The sequence below is a fragment of the Agrococcus sp. DT81.2 genome (genome assembly GCF_049844935.1).
GTDB lineage: Bacteria > Actinomycetota > Actinomycetes > Actinomycetales > Microbacteriaceae > Agrococcus.
Genome location: NZ_JBNCLZ010000001.1, coordinates 495375 through 514737 on the forward strand (window position 1 = coordinate 495375; position 19363 = coordinate 514737).

Annotated in this window: 16 protein-coding genes and 1 tRNA gene; 5 read left to right on the forward strand and 12 right to left on the reverse strand. The window is 71.8% G+C overall.

The features are described from left to right. Nucleotides 1-7: 7 nt before the first annotated feature. Complete coding sequence (gene coaE, locus ACLQ21_RS02390) at nucleotides 8-625, reverse strand: dephospho-CoA kinase (protein WP_425661083.1); 618 nt, start codon at nucleotides 623-625, stop codon at nucleotides 8-10. A gap of 135 nt (nucleotides 626-760) precedes the next feature. On the opposite strand from coaE, the gene ACLQ21_RS02395 reads away from it, so the two are divergent. Both ACLQ21_RS02395 and ACLQ21_RS02400 read left to right on the forward strand, forming a co-directional pair. Then, nucleotides 761-1273, forward strand: a complete 513-nt coding sequence (locus ACLQ21_RS02395) for a hypothetical protein (protein WP_425661085.1) — start codon at nucleotides 761-763, stop codon at nucleotides 1271-1273. Nucleotides 1274-1368: 95 nt separating this feature from the next. Next, a complete protein-coding gene (locus ACLQ21_RS02400) occupies nucleotides 1369-2205 on the forward strand; it encodes a response regulator transcription factor (RefSeq protein WP_425661087.1) in 837 nt (278 codons plus the stop codon). Here the strand turns inward: ACLQ21_RS02400 and ACLQ21_RS02405 are convergent. Continuing rightward, complete coding sequence (locus tag ACLQ21_RS02405; protein ID WP_425661089.1) at nucleotides 2187-3401, reverse strand: diguanylate cyclase domain-containing protein; 1215 nt, start codon at nucleotides 3399-3401, stop codon at nucleotides 2187-2189. The genes ACLQ21_RS02400 and ACLQ21_RS02405 overlap by 19 nt on opposite strands. Continuing rightward, entirely contained in the window at nucleotides 3398-5020 is a 1623-nt protein-coding gene (locus ACLQ21_RS02410; RefSeq protein ID WP_425661091.1) for a sensor histidine kinase, read from the reverse strand. The genes ACLQ21_RS02405 and ACLQ21_RS02410 overlap by 4 nt, the downstream gene beginning before the upstream one ends. Nucleotides 5021-5121: 101 nt before the next feature. Between ACLQ21_RS02410 and ACLQ21_RS02415 the strand changes: the two genes are divergently transcribed. Beyond that, nucleotides 5122-5745, forward strand: a complete 624-nt coding sequence (locus ACLQ21_RS02415; RefSeq protein ID WP_425661093.1) for a DUF4126 domain-containing protein — start codon at nucleotides 5122-5124, stop codon at nucleotides 5743-5745. Here the strand turns inward: ACLQ21_RS02415 and ACLQ21_RS02420 are convergent. The 6 genes from ACLQ21_RS02420 to polA all read right to left on the reverse strand — a co-directional run bounded on the left by ACLQ21_RS02420 (nucleotide 5742) and on the right by polA (nucleotide 14977). Continuing rightward, nucleotides 5742-7187: a serine hydrolase domain-containing protein gene (locus ACLQ21_RS02420; RefSeq protein WP_425661094.1), complete on the reverse strand. Its 1446-nt coding sequence runs from the start codon at nucleotides 7185-7187 to the stop codon at nucleotides 5742-5744. The two genes, ACLQ21_RS02415 and ACLQ21_RS02420, sit on opposite strands and share 4 nt — an antisense overlap. Nucleotides 7188-7270: 83 nt before the next feature. Then, complete coding sequence (rpsA, locus tag ACLQ21_RS02425) at nucleotides 7271-8731, reverse strand: 30S ribosomal protein S1 (protein ID WP_425661096.1); 1461 nt, start codon at nucleotides 8729-8731, stop codon at nucleotides 7271-7273. 250 nt (nucleotides 8732-8981) lie between these two features. After that, nucleotides 8982-10673 carry a DUF885 domain-containing protein gene (locus ACLQ21_RS02430; RefSeq protein ID WP_425661098.1) on the reverse strand — a complete coding sequence of 564 codons (1692 nt, stop codon included), beginning with the start codon at nucleotides 10671-10673 and terminating at the stop codon, nucleotides 8982-8984. A 35-nt stretch (nucleotides 10674-10708) separates the two neighbouring features. After that, on the reverse strand, nucleotides 10709-11719 hold the full coding sequence (locus ACLQ21_RS02435; RefSeq protein ID WP_425661100.1) for an LLM class F420-dependent oxidoreductase: 1011 nt from the start codon (nucleotides 11717-11719) through the stop codon (nucleotides 10709-10711). Nucleotides 11720-11786: 67 nt separating this feature from the next. After that, the gene (locus tag ACLQ21_RS02440; RefSeq protein WP_425661101.1) at nucleotides 11787-12251 is read right to left on the reverse strand and encodes a pyridoxamine 5'-phosphate oxidase family protein; all 465 of its coding nucleotides are present in this window, start codon (nucleotides 12249-12251) and stop codon (nucleotides 11787-11789) included. 104 nt (nucleotides 12252-12355) lie between these two features. Continuing rightward, nucleotides 12356-14977 (reverse strand): DNA polymerase I, encoded by a 2622-nt coding sequence (gene polA / locus ACLQ21_RS02445; RefSeq protein ID WP_425661409.1) that lies wholly within the window; start codon nucleotides 14975-14977, stop codon nucleotides 12356-12358. Nucleotides 14978-15048: 71 nt separating this feature from the next. Here polA and ACLQ21_RS02450 point away from each other — a divergent pair, with 71 nt between their 5' ends. Further along, a complete protein-coding gene (locus tag ACLQ21_RS02450; RefSeq protein WP_425661103.1) occupies nucleotides 15049-15474 on the forward strand; it encodes a PaaI family thioesterase in 426 nt (141 codons plus the stop codon). 198 nt (nucleotides 15475-15672) lie between these two features. On the opposite strand, the gene ACLQ21_RS02455 is transcribed toward ACLQ21_RS02450, so the two are convergent. Both ACLQ21_RS02455 and ACLQ21_RS02460 read right to left on the reverse strand, forming a co-directional pair. Further along, on the reverse strand, nucleotides 15673-16554 hold the full coding sequence (locus ACLQ21_RS02455) for a DUF559 domain-containing protein (protein WP_425661105.1): 882 nt from the start codon (nucleotides 16552-16554) through the stop codon (nucleotides 15673-15675). Nucleotides 16555-16879: 325 nt separating this feature from the next. Further along, nucleotides 16880-17524 carry an ANTAR domain-containing response regulator gene (locus tag ACLQ21_RS02460; protein ID WP_425661107.1) on the reverse strand — a complete coding sequence of 215 codons (645 nt, stop codon included), beginning with the start codon at nucleotides 17522-17524 and terminating at the stop codon, nucleotides 16880-16882. 49 nt (nucleotides 17525-17573) lie between these two features. Between ACLQ21_RS02460 and ACLQ21_RS02465 the strand changes: the two genes are divergently transcribed. Then, nucleotides 17574-17655, forward strand: a tRNA-Leu gene (locus ACLQ21_RS02465). Nucleotides 17656-17764: 109 nt separating this feature from the next. On the opposite strand, the gene pyk is transcribed toward ACLQ21_RS02465, so the two are convergent. After that, a complete protein-coding gene (gene pyk / locus ACLQ21_RS02470; RefSeq protein WP_425661109.1) occupies nucleotides 17765-19258 on the reverse strand; it encodes a pyruvate kinase in 1494 nt (497 codons plus the stop codon). Nucleotides 19259-19363 lie beyond the last annotated feature (105 nt).

Below are 19363 nucleotides of genomic sequence, written 5' to 3' on the forward strand. Positions count from 1 at the left end.
CTCCAGCCTACGAGCGGCCGCCCACATCCTGGCTGGAGAGGCGCTCCCAGAGCGCGTCCGTCTGGGCGAGCGTGACCCGGAGGTCGCCGCCGGTCTCGACCACGGCATCCGCGATCGCGAGCCTGCGCTCGTCGCTCGCCTGCGACGCGACGCGGGCGCGCGCATCCGCCTCGGTCATGCCGCGCAGCTCGACGAGCCGCTGCACCCTGGTCTCCTCGGGCGCATGCGCCACCACGACGAGGTCCCATGGGTCGTCGGGTCGCGCCTCGACGAGCAGCGGGACGTCGTAGACCACCACCGCGCGCGGATCGGCGTCGAGCGCCGCCCGGAAGCGGCGAGCCGACTCCGCCGCGACAGCGGGATGCACGATGGCGTTCAGCGCGTGCCGAGCGCGCTCGTCGGCGAAGACGACCGCACCGAGGGCGGCGCGATCCAGCGACCCGTCCGGCCGCAGCAGCTCGTCGCCGAAGGCCTCGGCGATCGCCGCGAGCACGGGCATCCCGGGCTGCTGCAGCTCGCGCACGACCGCGTCGGCATCGACGACGACCGCGCCGTGCTCCGCGAGCCGGGCTGCGATCGTGGACTTGCCGGAGGCGATGCCGCCGGTGAGCGCGACGAGAGGCATGCCGAGAAGTCTGGCACGTCGTGCACGGCATGTCCTGAGGGAACCTCAAGCGACCCCTGTGCCCTGCACGTCGGCTCCTTGAGGCGCCGGTCATAGCCTCGCCGCAGCACGACCGTCCGACGGAAGGGAGGGGCCGTGGTCGCCATCCGGCGCATCGCCATCGCCCTGCTCGCCCTCAGCGGGATCGTGGCCGCGACCACCGCCGTCCTCTGGGGCGCCGCGCTCGCAGGACTGGCGCACACGTCGGTGATCGCGTCGGACGCCATGCGGCCCGCGTTCGCCGTCGGCGACCTCGTCATCTCGACGCCGTTGGCCACCGAGGAGCTGCGCCCCGGCGACGTCATCAGCCTCCCCACCGCCGGCGCACCCCAGCTCGTCACGCAGCGGGTGATCGAGATCACCCACCTCCCGGACGGCCAGTGGGCGATCGTCGCGTCGGCGGATGCCGACGGCCCAGCGCTCGCGGCGGAGCACATCGTCGGCGCGCAGGCGTGGGAGCCGACGCTGAGCGTCCCGGTGATCGGCGGGGTCGCGCGATCGGTGCTCGAACCCGAGCTCGGGCTGCCGCTGCTGGCCGTGTTCGGCCTGCTGGTGGCGGCCGCGATGCTCTGGCACGCGCCCCGCACACCGACGGCAAGGGCAGCATGAGCAGGTCCGGCGGCACGCCTGTCGGCGCTGTCGCACGTCGGCGCTACGATCGCACTCATGCACCGAGTCACGCGGTGCGGAACGTGGGAGACGCAATGGAGCAGGACGTCGCGGTCGTCATCGAGGATGGCGAGGACATCCGGGAGCTGCTCGCGCAGGTCCTGACGCAGGGCGGGTTCACCGTCCACACGGCCGCCGACGGGGCGACCGGCGTCGACCTCGTGCGCGAGCACGACCCGATCGTCGTCACGGTGGACGTCAACATGCCGGGCATCGACGGGTTCGAGACGGCCAGGCAGATCCGCAGCATCAGCACCGCCTACCTCGTGATGATCACGGCGCGCGGCGACGAGATCGACACGCTCGTCGGCCTCCAGACGGGCGCTGACGACTACATCGTGAAGCCGTTCCGGCCGCGCGAGCTGCGCGCCCGGATCGAGGCGATGATGCGCAGGCCGCGCTCGCTCGCCTCCTCCCACCCCTCGGCGCACCAGCCCGCGATGCCGGCGGCCGCGCCCGCTTCCGTGCCCGAGCCCGTGTCGCTCGTCACCTCCCCGGTGCCGGTCACGCATCCCGGATCGACGCCGTGGCTCGAGGACGAGGCCGATGCGATGCCGCTCGAGCACCGCGGGCTCCGCCTCGAGCCCGGCGCTCGGGTCGTCGAGCTCGAGGGCGCCGAGGTCGAGCTCACCCGCAGCGAGTTCGACATCCTCCGGATGCTGCTCGGCTCCGGCAGGCGCGTCGTGAGCAAGCTGCAGCTCGCCGGCATGCTGCGCGGCGAGCGCGGCGAGCCCGACCACTACCTGAGCGAGCACGACGCGCGCGCGATCGAGGTGCACGTCGCCAACCTGCGGAGGAAGCTGGGCGAGTCGCCCTCGGAGCCGCGCTGGATCGAGACCGTGCGCGGCGTCGGCTACCGCAGGACGGCCTGACCGCCGCGATCGGCCTCGTCCGCGTCGTCGTCCTCGCCGGCGACCACGACCGACACGTCGTCGCTCGCGATCGCGCGCTTCGCGGCCGCGCGCGCCGCGTCGAGCAGCGTCTCGCGGTCGTAGCCGCTCGTGCTCGTCACGCTGAGCCCCATGCCGATCGGCGGGATGACGGGCACCCCGGCCGTGCGCAGCTGGTCGAGCATCGCGCGGTGCATGCGCGACGCGAGCTGTCGCGCCTCCGCCGGTGACGCCGGCTGGAAGGCGAGCATGAGCTTGCCCTCGTCGTCGGTGCCCATGGCTGCCGTGGTCGGCGACAGCCGGCGCACGGCAGCGCGCGCCGCCTGCCGAACGTGCTCCGCCTCGTCGGCGCCGAAGGCGGTCGAGATGCGGCCGAGCGCGTCGATCCTCACCACGAGCACCGCGAACAGCTCCGCGCGGCGGTTCGCGCGCATGAGCCTGCCGCCCAGCACGCGCACGAACGACGGCTCCAGCAGCACGCCGTCGGGCGCGATCGCCATGAGGGTCGAGTCCTCGGTGCCCCGCAGCCGCACCTGCTCGGCGCGCAGCACCGAGGTGAGGACCACGATCAGGATCGTGAGGCAGATCGTGACGATGCCGACGAGCCCGCTGCTGAGCCAGGTCGCGAAGACGGGATGCTGGACGCCGAGCACCAGGGCGGCGATGCACCGGGCGAGCTGGAACGCGGCAGCGACGCCGAGCGTGACGCTCAGGCCGATCGCGGTGCCGGTGCGTCGCATCGCGCCCTGCGTCGCCTCGAACGCGCCGAGCGCCAGGAACGCCGCGTTCGCCGCGAACACGACGGGCGAGCCGGACCAGTCGCCCGCCACCGATCCCTCGAGCAGCACGACCACGGCGATGAGGGCGGATGCCGCGAAGACCGCTGCCGCCGAGCGGCGCAGCCGGTGGCCGTTGTACGTGCGGCAGCCGAGCCACAGCAGCCCGAGGGCGGCGACCCACGCCGCGTTGCCGACGGCGACGAGCCACCACGACGCCTCGCTGCTCACGACGCGCAGGAGGTAGGCCTCCGTGGCGATCATGCCGCCGATGAAGCCGAGCGCCCACACCCGGCCGGCTCGGTCGTCCTTCCGCAGCATCGTCTCGAGCACGAACGCGCCGCCGGCGACGTGCATGACGACGGCGCTGAGGAACTGGATCGTGCTCGCATCGAGTGTCATGCCATGGCTCCTCGCCGGACGAGCGGCAGCCGGACGACGAACGTCGCTCCGCCGCCGGGTTCGCTCTGCACCGTGATCTCTCCCCCGTGGGCGCGCACGAGGTCGCGGCTGATCGCGAGCCCGAGCCCGTTGCCGGGCGACATGTTGCCGACCGGGGCGGCACGGAAGCGGCGCTCGAAGAGCCGCGGCAGCGCATCCTCGGCGATGCCGGGACCGTCGTCGCGCACCACGAGCCACGCGTGCTTGTCGTCGCACGTCACGCCGACCTCGATGAGGCCGTCGCCCGTGTGGTAGCTGACGGCGTTGCCGACCAGGTTGTCGACCACCTGGCGCAGTCGCAGCGGATCGATGTCGGCCTCGACCGTCTCGATGCCCGAGGTGTCGATGCGGATGTTGCGGGCAGCGGCCCGCGGCTCCATCGACTCGACCGACGCCTGCACGACCCGCGCGATGTCCTCGCGCTCGAGCGTGACGTCGAACCGACCTGGCCCGTCGCCCGTGGCGGCGAGCACGTCGCCGATGATGACGAGCAGCCGCGAGGCGTTGCGCTCGGCGATCTCGAGGCTGCGGCGTGCCTGCGGCCCCACATCGCCACCGTCGAGGGCGAGGTCGAGGTGGCCGAGCACGCTCGTGAGCGGTGTGCGGAGCTCGTGCGACACGGAGGCGACGAGCTCGTCGCGCATCTGGCCGGCGAGCTGCTCGGCGGTCACGTCGCGGGTGATGAGGATGGCGCCCGCGTCGGCGCCGTCGACGTCGACGAGGCGGCGAGCGGTCGACTGCAGCGCGCGCCGGCTCTCGCCGGGCCGTCCCTGCCAGCACAGCACGTTCTCGAAGACCTCGCCGCGGCGCGCCCTGGCCGCGGGCGACTGGCCGCGCTCGATCGGCGTCACGCCGTCGGCGCCGTAGAGCTCGACCGACTCGTCGAAGGCGTTGAGGCGCAGGTGGGCGTCGTTCTCGACCAGGATCGAGCCGTCGGCGCCGATCCGGACGACGCCGAAGTCGACGGCGTCGAGCACCTCGCTCACGGCGTCCTCCTGCCGCCTGGCGCGCTCGACGGCGTGGTCGAGGTAGGAGGCCTGCTCGTCGAGCAGCGCGCGCTGGGCGGCAGCTCGGCGGGCAGCGACGTAGGCGACGATGGATGCGGCGGTGAAGGCGAGCGGGCCGAGGTAGGTCTGCACCGGGTTGACGATCTCGTTGACCAGCAGGTGCGCCGTCCAGAACAGCACCGACGCGCCACCGGCGCCGATCACGAGCCCGCGCCAGCCGCCGACGGTCGCGAGCCACGTGGCCGGCACCATCCACAGCAGCCAGAGCTCGGAGTCGGGGTCGCCCATCTGCAGCAGGAAGATCGCGAGCAGGTCGCCGATCGGCACGATCGAGATCCACCGCGGGTGCACGCGGTTCCAGGGCACGACGAGCGCGAGCACCGTGAGGGCGAACAGCACCAGCATGCCGACGAACAGCAGGTCGCCCGCGGTGAGCTCGCCGACCACCACCACGAGGCCGCACGCGACGAGGCACGCGGCGGCCAGCAGCAGCTGGTTCACCGCCGTGGCGCGCTCGCGAGTGCGATCAGGGCGCACCGCGTCGGTGCGACTCACCGTGACAGCCGCGTCCATAGCAAGACGCTATCGCCCCCGCGACCCTTCTCGGCGCACGCCGGGCCCTGACGGCTACGATCGCCGCGAGCGGCTTCGTGCGCCGCCGGATCGGAGGCACCGTGCTGGAGTTCCTGACCGGCTCGGGGCTGGCCGCGGCCGCCGGCATGAACGCGTACATCCCGCTGCTCGTCGTCGGGGTCGCGAACCGCTTCTTCCCGGATGCGCTGCAGCTGCCCGACGGGTGGGCGTGGCTGTCGAACGGCTGGGTGCTCGGCATCGTCGCGGTGCTGCTCGTGGTCGAGGTGGTCGCCGACAAGATCCCGGCGGTCGACAGCGTCAACGACGTGCTGCAGTCCGTCGTGCGGCCGACGGCCGGCGGACTCGTGTTCGGGTCGTCGTCCACCGCATCCACCGTGGCGGTGACGGATCCGGCGGCGTTCTTCGCCTCCAACCAGTGGGTGCCGATCGTCGTGGGCGCCGTCATCGCGCTCACCGTGCATGTCGGCAAGTCCATGACGCGCCCCGCGGCGAACGTCGCGACTGCGGGCACGGCCGCGCCGGTGGTCTCGACGATCGAGGATGTCGGCGCGATCGGCATCTCGCTGCTCGCGATCGTCGCGCCCGTGCTCGTGCTCGTCGCGCTCGCGCTTTTCGCACTCCTGGGGTGGTCGCTGTGGCGCACCGCGAGGAGGCGCCGCAACGCCGACCTGCGCTCCGCCACGCAGCGGCTCGCGGACTCCTAGGCGGCGGGCTGCGCGGCCGAGGTCTGCTCGGGGACGGCGGGGACCGCCTCCATCCGCCACGCGCCGCGCCAGCGGACGACCCGGCCCTGGGCGTCGCGCTCGGCGATCGCGTGCTCGTGGCTCGATCCCATGCCGGTCGCGGCCGCGATCCGCACCCGGTCGTCCCCCTCGGGGGTGAGCACGTCGACGGCCTGCAGCGGGTCGGGCGCGGTCGGCGCGATCGCGAGCAGCCGGCCGCCGAGCTCGACGACGTCGACGCGCCCCCAGATGCTCGAGAACGAGCCCTCGAACGAGCGCAGGAGGGCGAGCGCGCCCGAGTCGCCACTCCGCGCGGGACCACTGGGCTCGAGCGCCGCGTCGGCCTCGAGCCCCCGGTCGTCGAGCCCAGCGTCGTCCCCCAGCGCCGTGCCGACGATGCGCGCGACGCCCACGGCGAGCTCCTCCGCCCCGCCGTCGATCGCGTTCGTGAGCACGCTCACCACGACGTCGCGCTCGGCGTCGACGAGCGTGCGCGTCGCCTGCCCCGTCCACGCGCCGCCGTGGCCGACCCACGTGCGGCCGTCGATCTCGCGCAGCATGAGCCCGAGGCCGTAGCCGGCCGTGCCGCCGTCTCGACCCGTCGTCGACCAGAGCTGCTGCCGCATCCGTCGTCGGCTCGCCGCGAGCAGGAGCCGGTCGTCGGCGTCGGCGACCGTGCGCAGCACGTCGGAGAGCTCTGCCGCGGTCGAGAGGGCGCCGGTCGCCGCGGCGAGCGCGCCCGTGGCGGGGCTGCCGAGCGGCGTCCGCTCCCGGTGCGAGTGCAGGGCGGAGTGCCCGGCGACCAGCGGGCCGTCGCCGCCGACATCGGCGCGCGTCGCGGCGAGCCCGAGCGGTTCGACGACCAGCGCGTCGAGCGCGTCGGCGTAGTCGGTGCCCGTGACGGCCTCGATCACGAGCCCGAGCAGGCCGAATCCGATGTTCGAGTACTTGAACTCCGTGGACGCCGGCACACGCTGGACGCCGGCGCGCGCGAGGTCGAGCAGTCGCTCGGCGTCGGGGAAGTCGCCGGCGAGGTGCCAGAACGCGACGTCGTCGCCGTCGCGGACGGCGCCGCCGCCGTGCGAGAGCAGCTCGCGCACCAGCAGCCCGCCGGCATCGGTGCCGCGGATCGCCTGCACGTGCTGCTGCGCCTCGTCGTCGAGCCGCAGCCGGCCGGCGTCGACGAGCCGCATGGCGGCGATCGCGGCGAGCGCCTTCGAGTGCGAGGCGATGCGGAAGCGGTGCGCGGGGGTGAGCGCCTCGCCCGTCGCGGCGTCGGCGGTGCCGTGCGCGGCGTCGAGCAGCAGCTCCCCGCCGACCCGGACGGCGACCTGCACGCCGGGGATGGCGAGGCGCCAGCGGCGGTACGCGAGCCAGCGGTCGGCGTAGTCGAGGGCGTGCGTGAGCGACTCGTGAGCTGGCATGCCCCGATCCTCGCACGCCGCGCATCCGCCGGACGCGAAGCGGGCCGCACCCCTGAGGGTGCGGCCCGCTGTCGTGGTGGGTGCTACTCGGCCGAGCCGGTGAGCTTCTCGCGGAGCGCCGCGAGAGCCTCGTCGTCGGCGAGCGTGCCGGCGCCGGACTCCTCGGTCGAGCCGCCGAACGACGAGGCGCCCGAGGGCACGTCGCTCGAGTGGAGCTCGGCGTCGCGAGCAGCGGCGACCTGCGCCTTGTGCGCCTCCCAGCGCGTCTGCGCTGCGGCGTACTCGGCCTCCCAGGCCTCGCGCTGAGCCTCGAAGCCTTCCTTCCACTCGTTCGTCTCGGGGTCGAAGCCCTCCGGGAACTTGTAGTTGCCCTGCTCGTCGTACTCGGCGAGCATGCCGTAGAGCGCCGGGTCGAAGTCGGTGCCGTCGGGGTCGACGCCCTCGTTCGCCTGCTTGAGCGAGAGCGAGATGCGGCGACGCTCGAGGTCGATGTCGATGATCTTCACGAAGACCTCGTCGTTGACCGCGACGACCTGGTCGGCCGTCTCGACGTGCTTCGACGACAGCTCCGAGATGTGCACGAGGCCCTCGATGCCGTCAGCGACGCGCACGAAGGCGCCGAACGTGACGAGCTTCGTGACCTTGCCCGGTGCGACCTGGCCGATGGCGTGGGTGCGGGCGAAGATCTGCCACGGGTCCTCCTGCGTCGCCTTGAGCGACAGCGAGACGCGCTCGCGGTCGAGCTCGACGGTGAGGATCTCGACGGTGACCTCCTGGCCGACCTCGACGACCTCCGACGCGTGCTCGATGTGCTTCCACGAGAGCTCGGAGACGTGCACGAGGCCGTCGACGCCGCCGAGGTCGACGAACGCACCGAAGTTGACGATCGACGAGACGACGCCCTTGCGGACCTGGCCCTTCTGGAGCGACTGCAGGAACTGGCCGCGCGAGGCCGACTGGGTCTCCTCGAGCAGCGCACGGCGCGACAGCACGACGTTGTTGCGGTTCTTGTCGAGCTCGAGGATCTTCGCCTCGATCTCCTGGCCGAGGTACGGCGTGAGGTCGCGGACGCGGCGGAGCTCGATGAGCGACGCCGGCAGGAAGCCGCGCAGGCCGATGTCGACGATGAGGCCACCCTTGACGACCTCGATGACCGTGCCGGTGACGACGCCGTCCTCGTCCTTGATGCGCTCGACGTCGCCCCAGGCGCGCTCGTACTGCGCACGCTTCTTGGAGAGGATCAGGCGACCCTCCTTGTCCTCCTTCTGGAGGACGAGCGCCTCGACGGTGTCGCCGACCTCGACGACCTCCGTCGGGTCGACGTCGTGCTTGATGGAGAGCTCGCGCGAGGGGATGACGCCCTCGGTCTTGTAGCCGACGTCGAGAAGGACCTCATCGCGGTCGATCTTGACGACGGTGCCCTCGATGAGGTCGCCGTCGTTGAAGAACTTCAGGGTCTTCTCAACGGCGGCCATGAAGTCATCGGCCGAGCCGATGTCGTTCACAGCGACCTGCTTGGGAGCCGTGGTCGTTGCAGTGGTCATAGAGTTCAAGGTGCCTTGTTGGGGGTATCGGGCCGGAGGGCATGCGGATGCCCATCCAGCGTTTCGGATTGGGTGCGTCACCACACGAGTGACCCAGCAAGCCTACACCTGGCCCGCCAGCACCGACAACCGACGCCGACCCCGCCGCCGCCGCGCGCATCCCTCGCACCGGGACCCCCTCCACCAGCGGGGACCCGGTGCACCGGGTCGCTCCCGGTGGAAGGGGTCCCCGAGACGGATGGGTTCGCGATCAGCCCCTGAGGACCGCCTCCCGCAGCGTGTCGAGGCCGACGCCGCCGATGTTGAGCACGCGCGAGTGGAAGCGCTTGAGGTCGAACGCGTCGCCCTCCGCCTCCTTCGCGGCGTCGCGGATCTGCTCGAAGATGCGCTGGCCGATCTTGTACGACGGCGCCTGGCCGGGCCAGCCGAAGTAGCGGTTCACCTCGAAGCGCACGAACGGCTCGTTCATGTTGACGTTCGACTTCATGAACTCGAACGCGTAGTCGAAGTCCCACTCCCCCGTGCCGTCGAGGCGCGGCTTGCCGAGGTGCACGCCGATGTCGAGCACGACGCGTGCCGCGCGCATCCGCTGGCCGTCGAGCATGCCGAGCCGGTCGGCCGGGTCGTCGAGGTAGCCGAGCGACTGCATGAGGCGCTCGGCGTAGAGCGCCCAGCCCTCCGCGTGGCCGGAGGTGCCGGCGAACGCTCGGCGCCACAGGTTGAGCTGCGCGCGGTTGTAGGTGGCCTGCGCGATCTGCAGGTGGTGGCCCGGGACGCCCTCGTGGTAGACGGTCGTCAGCTCGCGCCAGGTGTCGAACTCGGTGACGCCCTCGGGCACCGACCACCACATGCGGCCGGGGCGCGAGAAGTCGTCCGCGGGACCCGTGTAGTAGATGCCGCCCGTCTGGGTGGGCGCGATCATGCACTCGAGCGCGCGGATCGGCTCGGCGATGTCGAAGTGGGTGCGGCCGAGCTCGTCGATCGCGCGATCGCTCGTCTCCTGCATCCACGCCTTGAGCGCATCCGTGCCGTGCAGCTTGCGGCTCGGGTCGCCGTCGAGGTGCGCGATCGCCTCCTGCACCGAGGCGCCCGGCTTGATCTCGTTCGCGATCGCCTCCTGCTCGTCGCGCATCCGCTCGAGCTCCTCGATGCCCCACGCATAGGTCTCGTCGAGGTCGACGTCGGCACCGAGGAAGCGGCGCGACATGAGCGAGTAGAAGTCGCGGCCCACAGCGTCGACGCGGTTCGCGGACGCCGCGAGCTCCCCACGCAGGAACTCGGCGAGCCTGCCGTGCGCCTCGGTCGCGACGGCGGCGGCCTCGGCGAGGTCGGAGCGCAGCGACGACGGCAGCTCGGCGTCGCCGGCCTTCGCCGTCTCGGCGAGCTCGTGGAAGAAGCCGGCGCCAGGGCGGTAGTCGGCGAACTGCTCGAGCACGTTGTCGATCTGACGGCCAGCGGGGGTGTTGCCGGTCGCGACGCCGTTGCGCAGCGACGCGATGTAGCCGTCGATCGCGGCCGGCACGTTGCGCATGCGCTCGGCGATCGTCGCCCAGTCGTCCTCCGAGCCGGTCGACATGAGGTCGAAGATGTCGCGGATGCCGGTGGCGGGGCTCGCGAGGTTGTTGAGGTCGCGGTCGCCCCATCCGGACGCCTCGACGTCGAGCTCGAGCTGCAGCTCGCGCGACAGGTCGGTCTTCGTCACCCAGTCGATGTCGTCGACGGGCTCGGCTGCCGAGAGGCTCGCGAGCGTCTCGCTCGCGAGGGCGGCGCTCGCGGCGCGACCGTCCGGGGAGTAGTCGCCGAAGCCCGCCTTGTCGCCCTCGAGGCCGACGTAGACGTTGATCTCCGGGTTGAGCACCGCCGCGCGGTGGACGTAGTCCTCGGCGATGCGGTCGATGTCGGTCTGCGGGCGCGAAGGGGCGCCGACGTTGGCGTCAGTCATGGCCACAGCCTAGAGCGGACCGGGCCGATTCCCGCTCAGGCGAGCGCGCGCATCACGTCGCGCTCGAACAGCTCGATGCCGTCCTGCTCGAACGCGACCTCTGGCATGTACGCGATGAGCGTGCCGAGTCCCGCCTCGCGCAGCGCGCCGACGTGGTCGATCACCTGCTGCGGTGTGCCGACGACCGCGCCGCGCGTCGAGAAGCCCGTGCCGGCGTGCTCGGCGCGCATCGCCGAGTCGGCGCGCGCGTTCACCTCGTCGACGACGCGGCGGGCCTCGGCCTCGGTCTCGCGCACGACGATGTTGAGGTTCGAGGTGAGCCGCACCTCCGCCGGGTCGCGCCCCTCCTTGTCGAGGTGGCCGAGCAGCACGTCGCGCTTCCGCGCGAACTGCTCGGGGCCGCCGCCGAAGTTCGTCGCGTCGGCCCACTTCGCGGCGTAGCGGAGCGTGCGCTGCTCGCCGCCGCCGGCGATCCAGGTGGGGATGCGCGGGCGGCCGTCGCGGCCGCGCTGCAGCGGCTGCGGGCGGCAGATGGCGCCGTCGACCGTGAACGACTGCGACTCGAGCGTCGCCTCGCCGTCGGCCCACAGTCGCTGGATGATCTGCACGCCGTCGCGGAGCGCCGAGATGCGGTCGCCGACGCCCGGGAAGCCGTAGCCGTAGGCGCGCCACTCGTGCTCGTACCAGCCGGCGCCGATGCCGAACTCGAGCCGGCCGCCGGAGATGAGGTCGACGGTCGCGGCGATCTTCGCGAGCAGCGCCGGGTTGCGGTAGCCCATGCACGTGCACATCTGGCCGAGGCGGACGCGCGAGGTGCTCGCGGCGAGCGCGGCCATGAGCGTCCACGCCTCGTGCGTCGCCTCGTCGGTCGGCTGCGGCGTGGTGTGGAAGTGGTCGTAGACCCAGATCGAGTCCCACGCGCCGGCATCCGCGCGCTGGGCGACCTCGAGCATCCGCTGCCACTGGTCTGCCGGGTCGATGCCGACGAGGTCGAGGCGCCAGCCCTGGGGGACGAAGAGGCCGTACTGCAGTGTGCTCGCGGGCATGGGGCAAGCCTAGGGGCGCAGGCTGCGTACCGACGGCCGCACCGCGCGGCAGCGGGCTGCGTCGGCGTCAGGCGAGCCAGCGCCCGTCCGTCATCAGCTGCCGCTCGTCCAGCTCCTCGACCTCGCGCCACGCCTGGATGCTCCGCGGCCGCACGCGGTACCACCGCATCCGGCCCCGCGACTCGCGTGGGTCGAAGCCGGCGCGGGCGGCGAACGCTCCCGCGCGCTCCGCCGGCAGCTCGTCGAGGTCGAGCGGCTCGACGTCGCCGTCGATCATCGTCACGTCGCGCACGAGCCCGATGCCGAGGCGGATGGACCCCGTCGCCTCGAGGTTGCGCCCCGTCGGGCTCGCCGGCGAGGTCGCGAGCAGGATCGTCTCGCCGTCCCAGTGGAACGACAGCGGCACGAGGTGCGCCACGCCGTCGGCCGATGCCGTCGCGACCCAGAGATCGACGTCGTGCTCGAGCCGGCGCTCGACGTCCCGGCGCCGCTCGGCAGGGGTGCGTGCGGGCTCGCGCTGACCGATCGCCATGCGCACCACGCTAGGCGGCGACAGGGCCGCGCGCACCACTCCTCCGCGACGGCCACGCTTCTGCCCGCTGCCGCGCGCGCGGGGCTCGAGCGGCAGCGCCCGGCTCAGTGGGCCGCCGCGTCCCAGTTGGGGCCGACGCCGACCTGCACCTCGAGCGGCACCGACAGGTCGGCAGCGCCGCCCATCTCGGCGCGCACGATCGCCTCGAGCGCCTCCCGCTCCCCCGCGGCGACCTCGAACACGAGCTCGTCGTGCACCTGCAGCAGCATGCGGGAGCCGAGCCCCTCGTCGGTGATGCGACGGTCGATCGCGATCATGGCGCGCTTGATGATGTCGGCGGCCGAGCCCTGGATGGGCGAGTTGAGCGCCTGCCGCTCGGCGCTCTCGCGCAGCACGCGGTTCGACGACGTGAGGTCGGGGAACGGGCGGCGGCGGCCGAAGATCGTGGTCGTGTAGCCGTCGTCCTTCGCCTGCATGACGACGCCGCGCAGGTAGTCGCGGATGCCGCCGAAGCGCTGGAAGTAGTCGAGCATGAGCTGCTTCGCCTCTGCCTGCGAGATGCGCAGCTGCTTCGAGAGCCCGAAGGCGCTCAGCCCGTAGGCGAGGCCGTAGCTCATGGCCTTGACCTTGACGCGCTGCAGGGCCGTGACCTCGCTCGGCTCGACGCCGAAGATGCGGCTGCCGACGAAGCGGTGCAGGTCCTCGCCCGAGAGGAACGCCTCGATGAGGCCCTCGTCGCCCGAGAGGTGCGCCATGATGCGCATCTCGATCTGCGAGTAGTCGGCGGTCAGCATCGTCTCGAACTCGGGGCCGTGCGCGAACGCCGAGCGGATCTCGCGGCTCACCTCGGTGCGCACGGGGATGTTCTGCAGGTTCGGGTCGTTCGACGACAGCCGGCCGGATGCCGACCCGGTCTGGTCGTAGCGCGTGCGGATGCGTCCGTCGTCCTGGATCGCCTTCAGCAGCGACTCGATGATCTGCGCGAGCTTCATCGTCTCGCGGTGCTGCAGCAGCAGCCCCAGGAACGGGTGCGGGTTCGTCTCCTGCAGGTCGGCGAGCGACTGCGCGTCGGTCGAGTAGCCGGTCTTCGTCGCCCTGGTCTTCGGCATGTCGAGCTCCTCGAAGAGCACCGACTGCAGCTGCTTGGGGCTGCCGAGGTTCACCTCGCGACCGATCACGGCGTAGGCGGCCTCGGCATGCCCTGCCGCCTGCTCGCGCATCTGGTCGAGAATGCGCTGCAGCACCGGGCGGTCCATGTGCACGCCCTGGCGCTCCATCCGCACGAGCACGGGCATGAGCGGCAGCTCGATGTCGTCGAGCACGCCGAGCGTGCCGGGGTCGAGCCGCGGCCGCTGGGCGCGCGCGAGCTCGCCGGTGAGCCACGCGACGGTGCCGAGCTCCTCCGGCTCGATCTCGGGCACGAGCTGGTTCGGGTCCGGCGCCGGCAGCGTGGCGCCCAGGAGCGCCTCGGTCTGCCAGTCGAGCTCGAACGTCTTCGGCGGCGCGGTCGGCGTCTGCAGCCACGCGCCGACGCGGGTGTCGTGGGCCGCGCCGCCGAGCGAGAGCCCCGCGCGCTCGAGCACCTTGATCGACGCCTTCACGTCGTGGAGCGCCTTCGGGGCATCGGACGCGAGCCACTCCACGAATCCGTCGTAGTCGCCGGTGCCGGCCTTGTAGGGCACGTAGGCGCTCGCACCCTCGGTCGCGACGCCGAAGCCGCCGATGCCGCCGGTGCCGTCGGGGGCGAGCGCGACCGCGACGGTGCCCTTCGCGCGGCTCAGCCACAGGTCGAGCTCCTCGTCGACGAGCTTCTGCACGGCGGGGGCCTGCACCTCGGGCTCGAGCGGAGCGGCGGCCTCGCCGCTGCCCTCCTGCTTCAGCACCCGGTCGAGCAGGGTGCGGAACTGCAGCCGCTGGAACACGTCGCGCAGCTTCGCCTCGTCGACCTGTCCGCGCGTGAGGGCCTCGGGGCTGACCCCGAGGTCGACGTCGGTGAGCAGCTTGTTGAGGCGGCGGTTGCGCTCGGCGCGCTCGCGCTGCTCGCGCAGGTTGTTGCCCACGACGCCCTTGATCTCGTCAGCGTGCGCGAGCAGGTTCTCGAGCGTGCCGTACTGCGAGATCCACTTGACGGCGGTCTTCTCGCCGACCTTGTCGATGCCGATGAGGTTGTCGCTCGACTCGCCGACGAGCGCCGCGATCTCGGGGTACTGCTCGGGCTCGATGCCGTAGCGCTCGCGCACCGTCTCGGGCGTGTAGTGCTTCAGCTCGGAGACGCCGCGCACCGAGGGGTAGAGCAGCGTCACGTCGTCGTTGACGAGCTGGATGGTGTCGCGGTCGCCCGAGACGACGAAGACGTCCATGCCGGCCTTGCGGCCCTCGACCGAGAGGGTCGCGAGGATGTCGTCGGCCTCGTAGTCCTCCTTCGAGAGCGTGCGCACGCCCATCGCGTGGAGCGCCTCCTCGAGCAGCGGCACCTGGCCCTTGAACTCCTTCGGCGTCTCGTCGCGCGTGCCCTTGTACTCGGCGTACTCGCGGGTGCGGAACGAGAAGCGGGAGATGTCGAACGCGACCGCGAGGTGCGTCGGCTTGTGGTCCTGCAGCAGTTTGAGGAGCATCGACAGGAACCCGTGGATGGCGTTCGTGTGCTGCCCCTCCGAGTTGACGAAGTTCTCGAGCGGCAGGGCGAAGAACGCCCGGAACGCGAGGGAATGGCCATCGATGACCATGAGGGTAGGCTTCGTGTCCGACACGGCAGTCAGCCTAGCCGTCGCATCCGACACGACTTCCGGGAGCCCACGTGACCCAGCTCGACGCGCAGACGCAGGCGGTGCTGGAGGCGCAGGGCGAGCGGCCCGGCGGGGAGCTCGCCCAGAAGATGGGCATCGAGTTCGTGAAGCTGTCTGCTGATCACTCGATCGCGCGCATGCCCGCGGTCGGCAACCGGCAGCCGGTCGGCTTCGTGCACGGCGGCGCGTACTGCGTCATTGCCGAGACGCTCGGCTCGGTGAGCGCGAACATCCACGCGGGCGAGGGCCGCTACGCCGTGGGCGTCGACCTCAACGCCACCCACACCCGGTCGATCGAGAGCGGATGGGTGACGGCAGAGTGCCGCGCGATCCACCTGGGCGGCTCGATGACGGTGCACGAGATCGTCTGCACCGACGACCAGGGCCGCCGCGCCTCGACCATCCGCATCACGAACTTCATCAAGCGCCGACGCTGACGCGCCGCCCCCGCTCCCGCAGCGCAGCCCGCACCTCCCGCACCTGAGTGGCGCCTCCCGCACCTGAGTGGCGCCTCCCGCACCTGAGTGGCGCCTCCCGCACCTGAGTGGCGCCTGCCGCGGCTGGGTGGCGCCTCCCGCGGCTGAGTGGCGCACCCCACGCGGCTCGCGGCTCGCGCCTCCGAGTGGCGCAGTCCCTCAGGCTGCGGTCCACGAGGCGTAGCGCTGGTACGCCGCGACGATCTGGCGGAGGATCTCCTTTCCGCCGTCCAGCAGGTCGTCCTTGGTGACGACGATGACGTGCCAGCCGAGCGCCCTCAGCTTCTCGAGCCGGATGCGGTCGCGCTCCTGCTGTGCAGGATCCGCGTGATGGTCGCCGTCGTACTCGACGCCGAGCTTGAGTCGGGGCCAGCTCAGGTCAAGTCGGGCGACGAATGCACCGGTCGCGTCGAAGACCTCGTGCTGAAGCGTCGGTGCTGGCAATGCGCCGATGATCAGGAGACGTAGCAGCGACTCACGGGGTGACTCGGCCCCTACGCGGACGAGTGCGAGCGCTCGGCGGGCCCGTTGGAGCCCCCGCGCACCGTCGTAGCGCCGCAGTGCACCCATCAGCTCCTCCACCGTCAGCGGCGCCCGCCGCTTCGGCGACACGAGCCAGTCGCCAACCGCGACCAGCTCCTCGAGGCTCAGCATTGTCGCGAGGTGGACGAATGTGTCGGCTCTGGCCTCGACGCGCATGCCGTCGACCACTTCGACCGCCGCCTTCAGACGATGGCCGACCACCCCGGGACGCTGCATCCGCGAGCGCCCGGTCGGTGATGCGAGATGGACGCACGCCTCGCGCTCGAAGCGAGCGGGCAGTGGCATGCCATGGATGCGAGCGGCAGTCGTGTGGGAGAAGAACTGGTCATCCTGGGCGAGCACGCGCACCGCCTCGAAGAGCGCCCGCCCCTCGTCACCGACCGCTGCCGTGATTCGGGCTCCCCGAGCGGGAGCCGTGAACGCCATCGAGCGAAGCTCCGCCGCAGAGTAACCGCGCTCGAGCCCCTCTCTGATCGTGAAGCCGTGAGGACTGAGCATGCCGAGCATGGTGACGGCATCCTGTTGTTGCCCGCCGAGGCGTCGCGACGGACTGTGCAGAAGGTGGGTCGGGGGCACGCGGCCCAAGAGGGCAGCACCGCATATGTGCCGGAGGCGCCATTGACGCCGCCAGGCGCCACTCAAGCGCGGGAGGCGTCACTCAAGCGCGGGAGCCGCCATTCACGTGCAGGAGACGCCAACTCAGCCGCGGGAGGCGCCACTCAGCCGCGGGTGGCGCCACTCAGGCGCGGGAGGCGCCACTCAGGCGCGGGAGGCGCCACTCAGCCGCGGGAGGCGCCACTCAGGCGCGGGGATGCGCGGGGGGCTACTTCTTGGGGGTGCCGAGCTGCTCGATGACGGCCTGCGCGACCTCTGCCATGGTGAGGCGGCGGTCCATCGAGGCCTTCTGGATCCAGCGGAACGCCTCCGGCTCGGCGAGCCCCATGCGCTGGTTCAGCAGGCCCTTGGCGCGGTCGACGAGCTTGCGGGTCTCGAAGCGGTCGGCGAGGTCGGCGACCTCGCTCTCGAGCGTGCGGATCTGGTCCCAGCGGGCGAGCGCGATCTCGATCGCCGGCAGCAGGTCGTTCTGCGTGAACGGCTTCACGACGTAGGCGAGCGCCCCAGCCTCGCCGGCGCGCTCGACGAGCTCCTTCTGGCTGAACGCGGTGAGCAGCACGACGGGCGCGATCTTCTCGGCGCTGATCCGCTCGGCCGCGGTGATGCCGTCCATCTTGGGCATCTTCACGTCCATGACGATGAGGTCGGGCTTCAGCTCCTTCGCGAGCTCGACGGCGCGCTCGCCGTCGCCCGCCTCGCCGATGACGTCGAAGCCGGCGGCCTGCAGCGTCTCGACGATGTCGAGGCGGATGAGCGACTCGTCCTCGGCGACGAGCACGGTGCGGGCCGTGGAGGGGGTCTCGGCGGGTGCTGCGGTGTCGAGCTCGGGCTCGGCGAAGAGGTCGTCGGTCATGACCACTAGCCTAGTGTTCGCAGCGGGACCGGCTCAGCCCGGTCTCCTCGCCGGTGTGGCGGAATCGGCAGACGCGGCGCACTCAAAATGCGCTTCCGCGAGGAGTGTGGGTTCGAGTCCCACCACCGGCACTTGACACCGAAGGGCTCAAGTCGGCGTCAGCCGACTTGAGCCCGAAGGTGTCAAGGTCGAGTAGCAGCCCGAAGGGCCGCGTATCGAGACCCATCCGCTGCGGCGGCCCTACCCCTCCGTCGGATGCGGCGCCGACGGGTGCGGCACCTGGATGCGGCGCAGGCCGTGGTACGCGGGCACCGCCTCGGCGTGCACGTCGCCGACCCGGTGGATGCGCAGGTCGTTCGTCGAGCCGGATGTGCCGGGGGGCATGCCGGAGATGACGACGACCTTCTCGCCGGTCGCGACGAGGCCCTTGCCGATCAGCACGTCGTCGACCTGCGCGATCATCTCGTCGGTGTGCGTGACGCGGTCGACGAGGTGGGTGTTCATGCCCCAGATCATCTGCATCCGGCACTCGACCTCGGGGTCGGGCGTGAAGCCGAACATCGGGATGGCGCTGCGCAGCCGCGACATGCGGCGGGCGGAGTCGCCGGACTCCGTGAAGACGACGATCGCCTTCGCGTCGACGAAGTCCGCGACCTCGAGCGCGGCGAGCGTGACGGCGCCGCCCTGCGTGCGCGGCTTCGTGCCGAGCGGGGGGATGCGGCCGAGGCCCATCTCCTCGGCGGCGGTGACGATGCGCGCCATCGTCTCGATCGTGGTGATCGCGTGCTTGCCGACGCTCGTCTCGCCGGAGAGCATGACCGCGTCCGCGCCGTCGAGGATGGCGTTGGCGCAGTCGCTCGCCTCGGCGCGCGTTGGGCGCGAGTTCTCGATCATCGACTCGAGCACCTGCGTCGCGACGATGACGGGCTTCGCCCAGCGGCGCGAGAGCTCGATGGCCCGCTTCTGCACGAGCGGCACCTGCTCGAGCGGCAGCTCGACGCCGAGGTCGCCGCGGGCGACCATGATCGCGTCGAACGCGTCGATGATGTCGGCGAGGTTCTCGACGGCCTGCGGCTTCTCGATCTTCGCGACGACGGGCAGCTTCCTGCCCTCCTCGGCCATGATCTCGTGCACGCGGACGATGTCGGATGCGTCGCGCACGAACGAGAGCGCGATGATGTCGGCGCCGAGGTCGAGCGCCCACCGGAGGTCGGACTCGTCCTTCTCGCTGAGCGCCGGCACGTTGACGGCGACGCCGGGCAGGTTGATGCCCTTGTTCGAGCTCACCGGTCCGCCGACGACGACCTCGGTGATCACATCGGTCGCGGTGACCTCGACCGCGCGCAGGGTGATGCGGCCGTCGTCGATCAGCAGCGGGTCGCCGGCCTTCACGTCGGCGGGCAGTCCCTTGAAGGTCGTGCCGGCGCGCTCGCCGTCGCCCTCGATGTCGTCGGTCGTGATCGTGAAGCGCTCGCCCTCGACCAGCTCGAACGGGCCGCCGGGGATCTTGCCGAGCCGGATCTTCGGGCCCTGCAGGTCGACCAGGATGCCGACCGGGATGCGCAGCTCGTCGGATGCGCGGCGGATGTTGGCGTACACCTCCTCATGGACACTGCGGTCTCCATGGCTGAGGTTCATGCGCGCGACGTTCACACCGGCCGCGATCGCGGCCTTCGTGTTCTCGTAGCCGGCAAGGGCCGGCCCCCACGTCGCGACGATCTTGGCTCGTCTCATCGGGTTCTCTTTCCATCCTCGCGCCGCCTGGGTGTTCGGCGCGGACACCCCATCCTTCCAGAGCGAGGTGTCCGGCGCCGATTCGGTCGGTCCGAGCGGGACCCG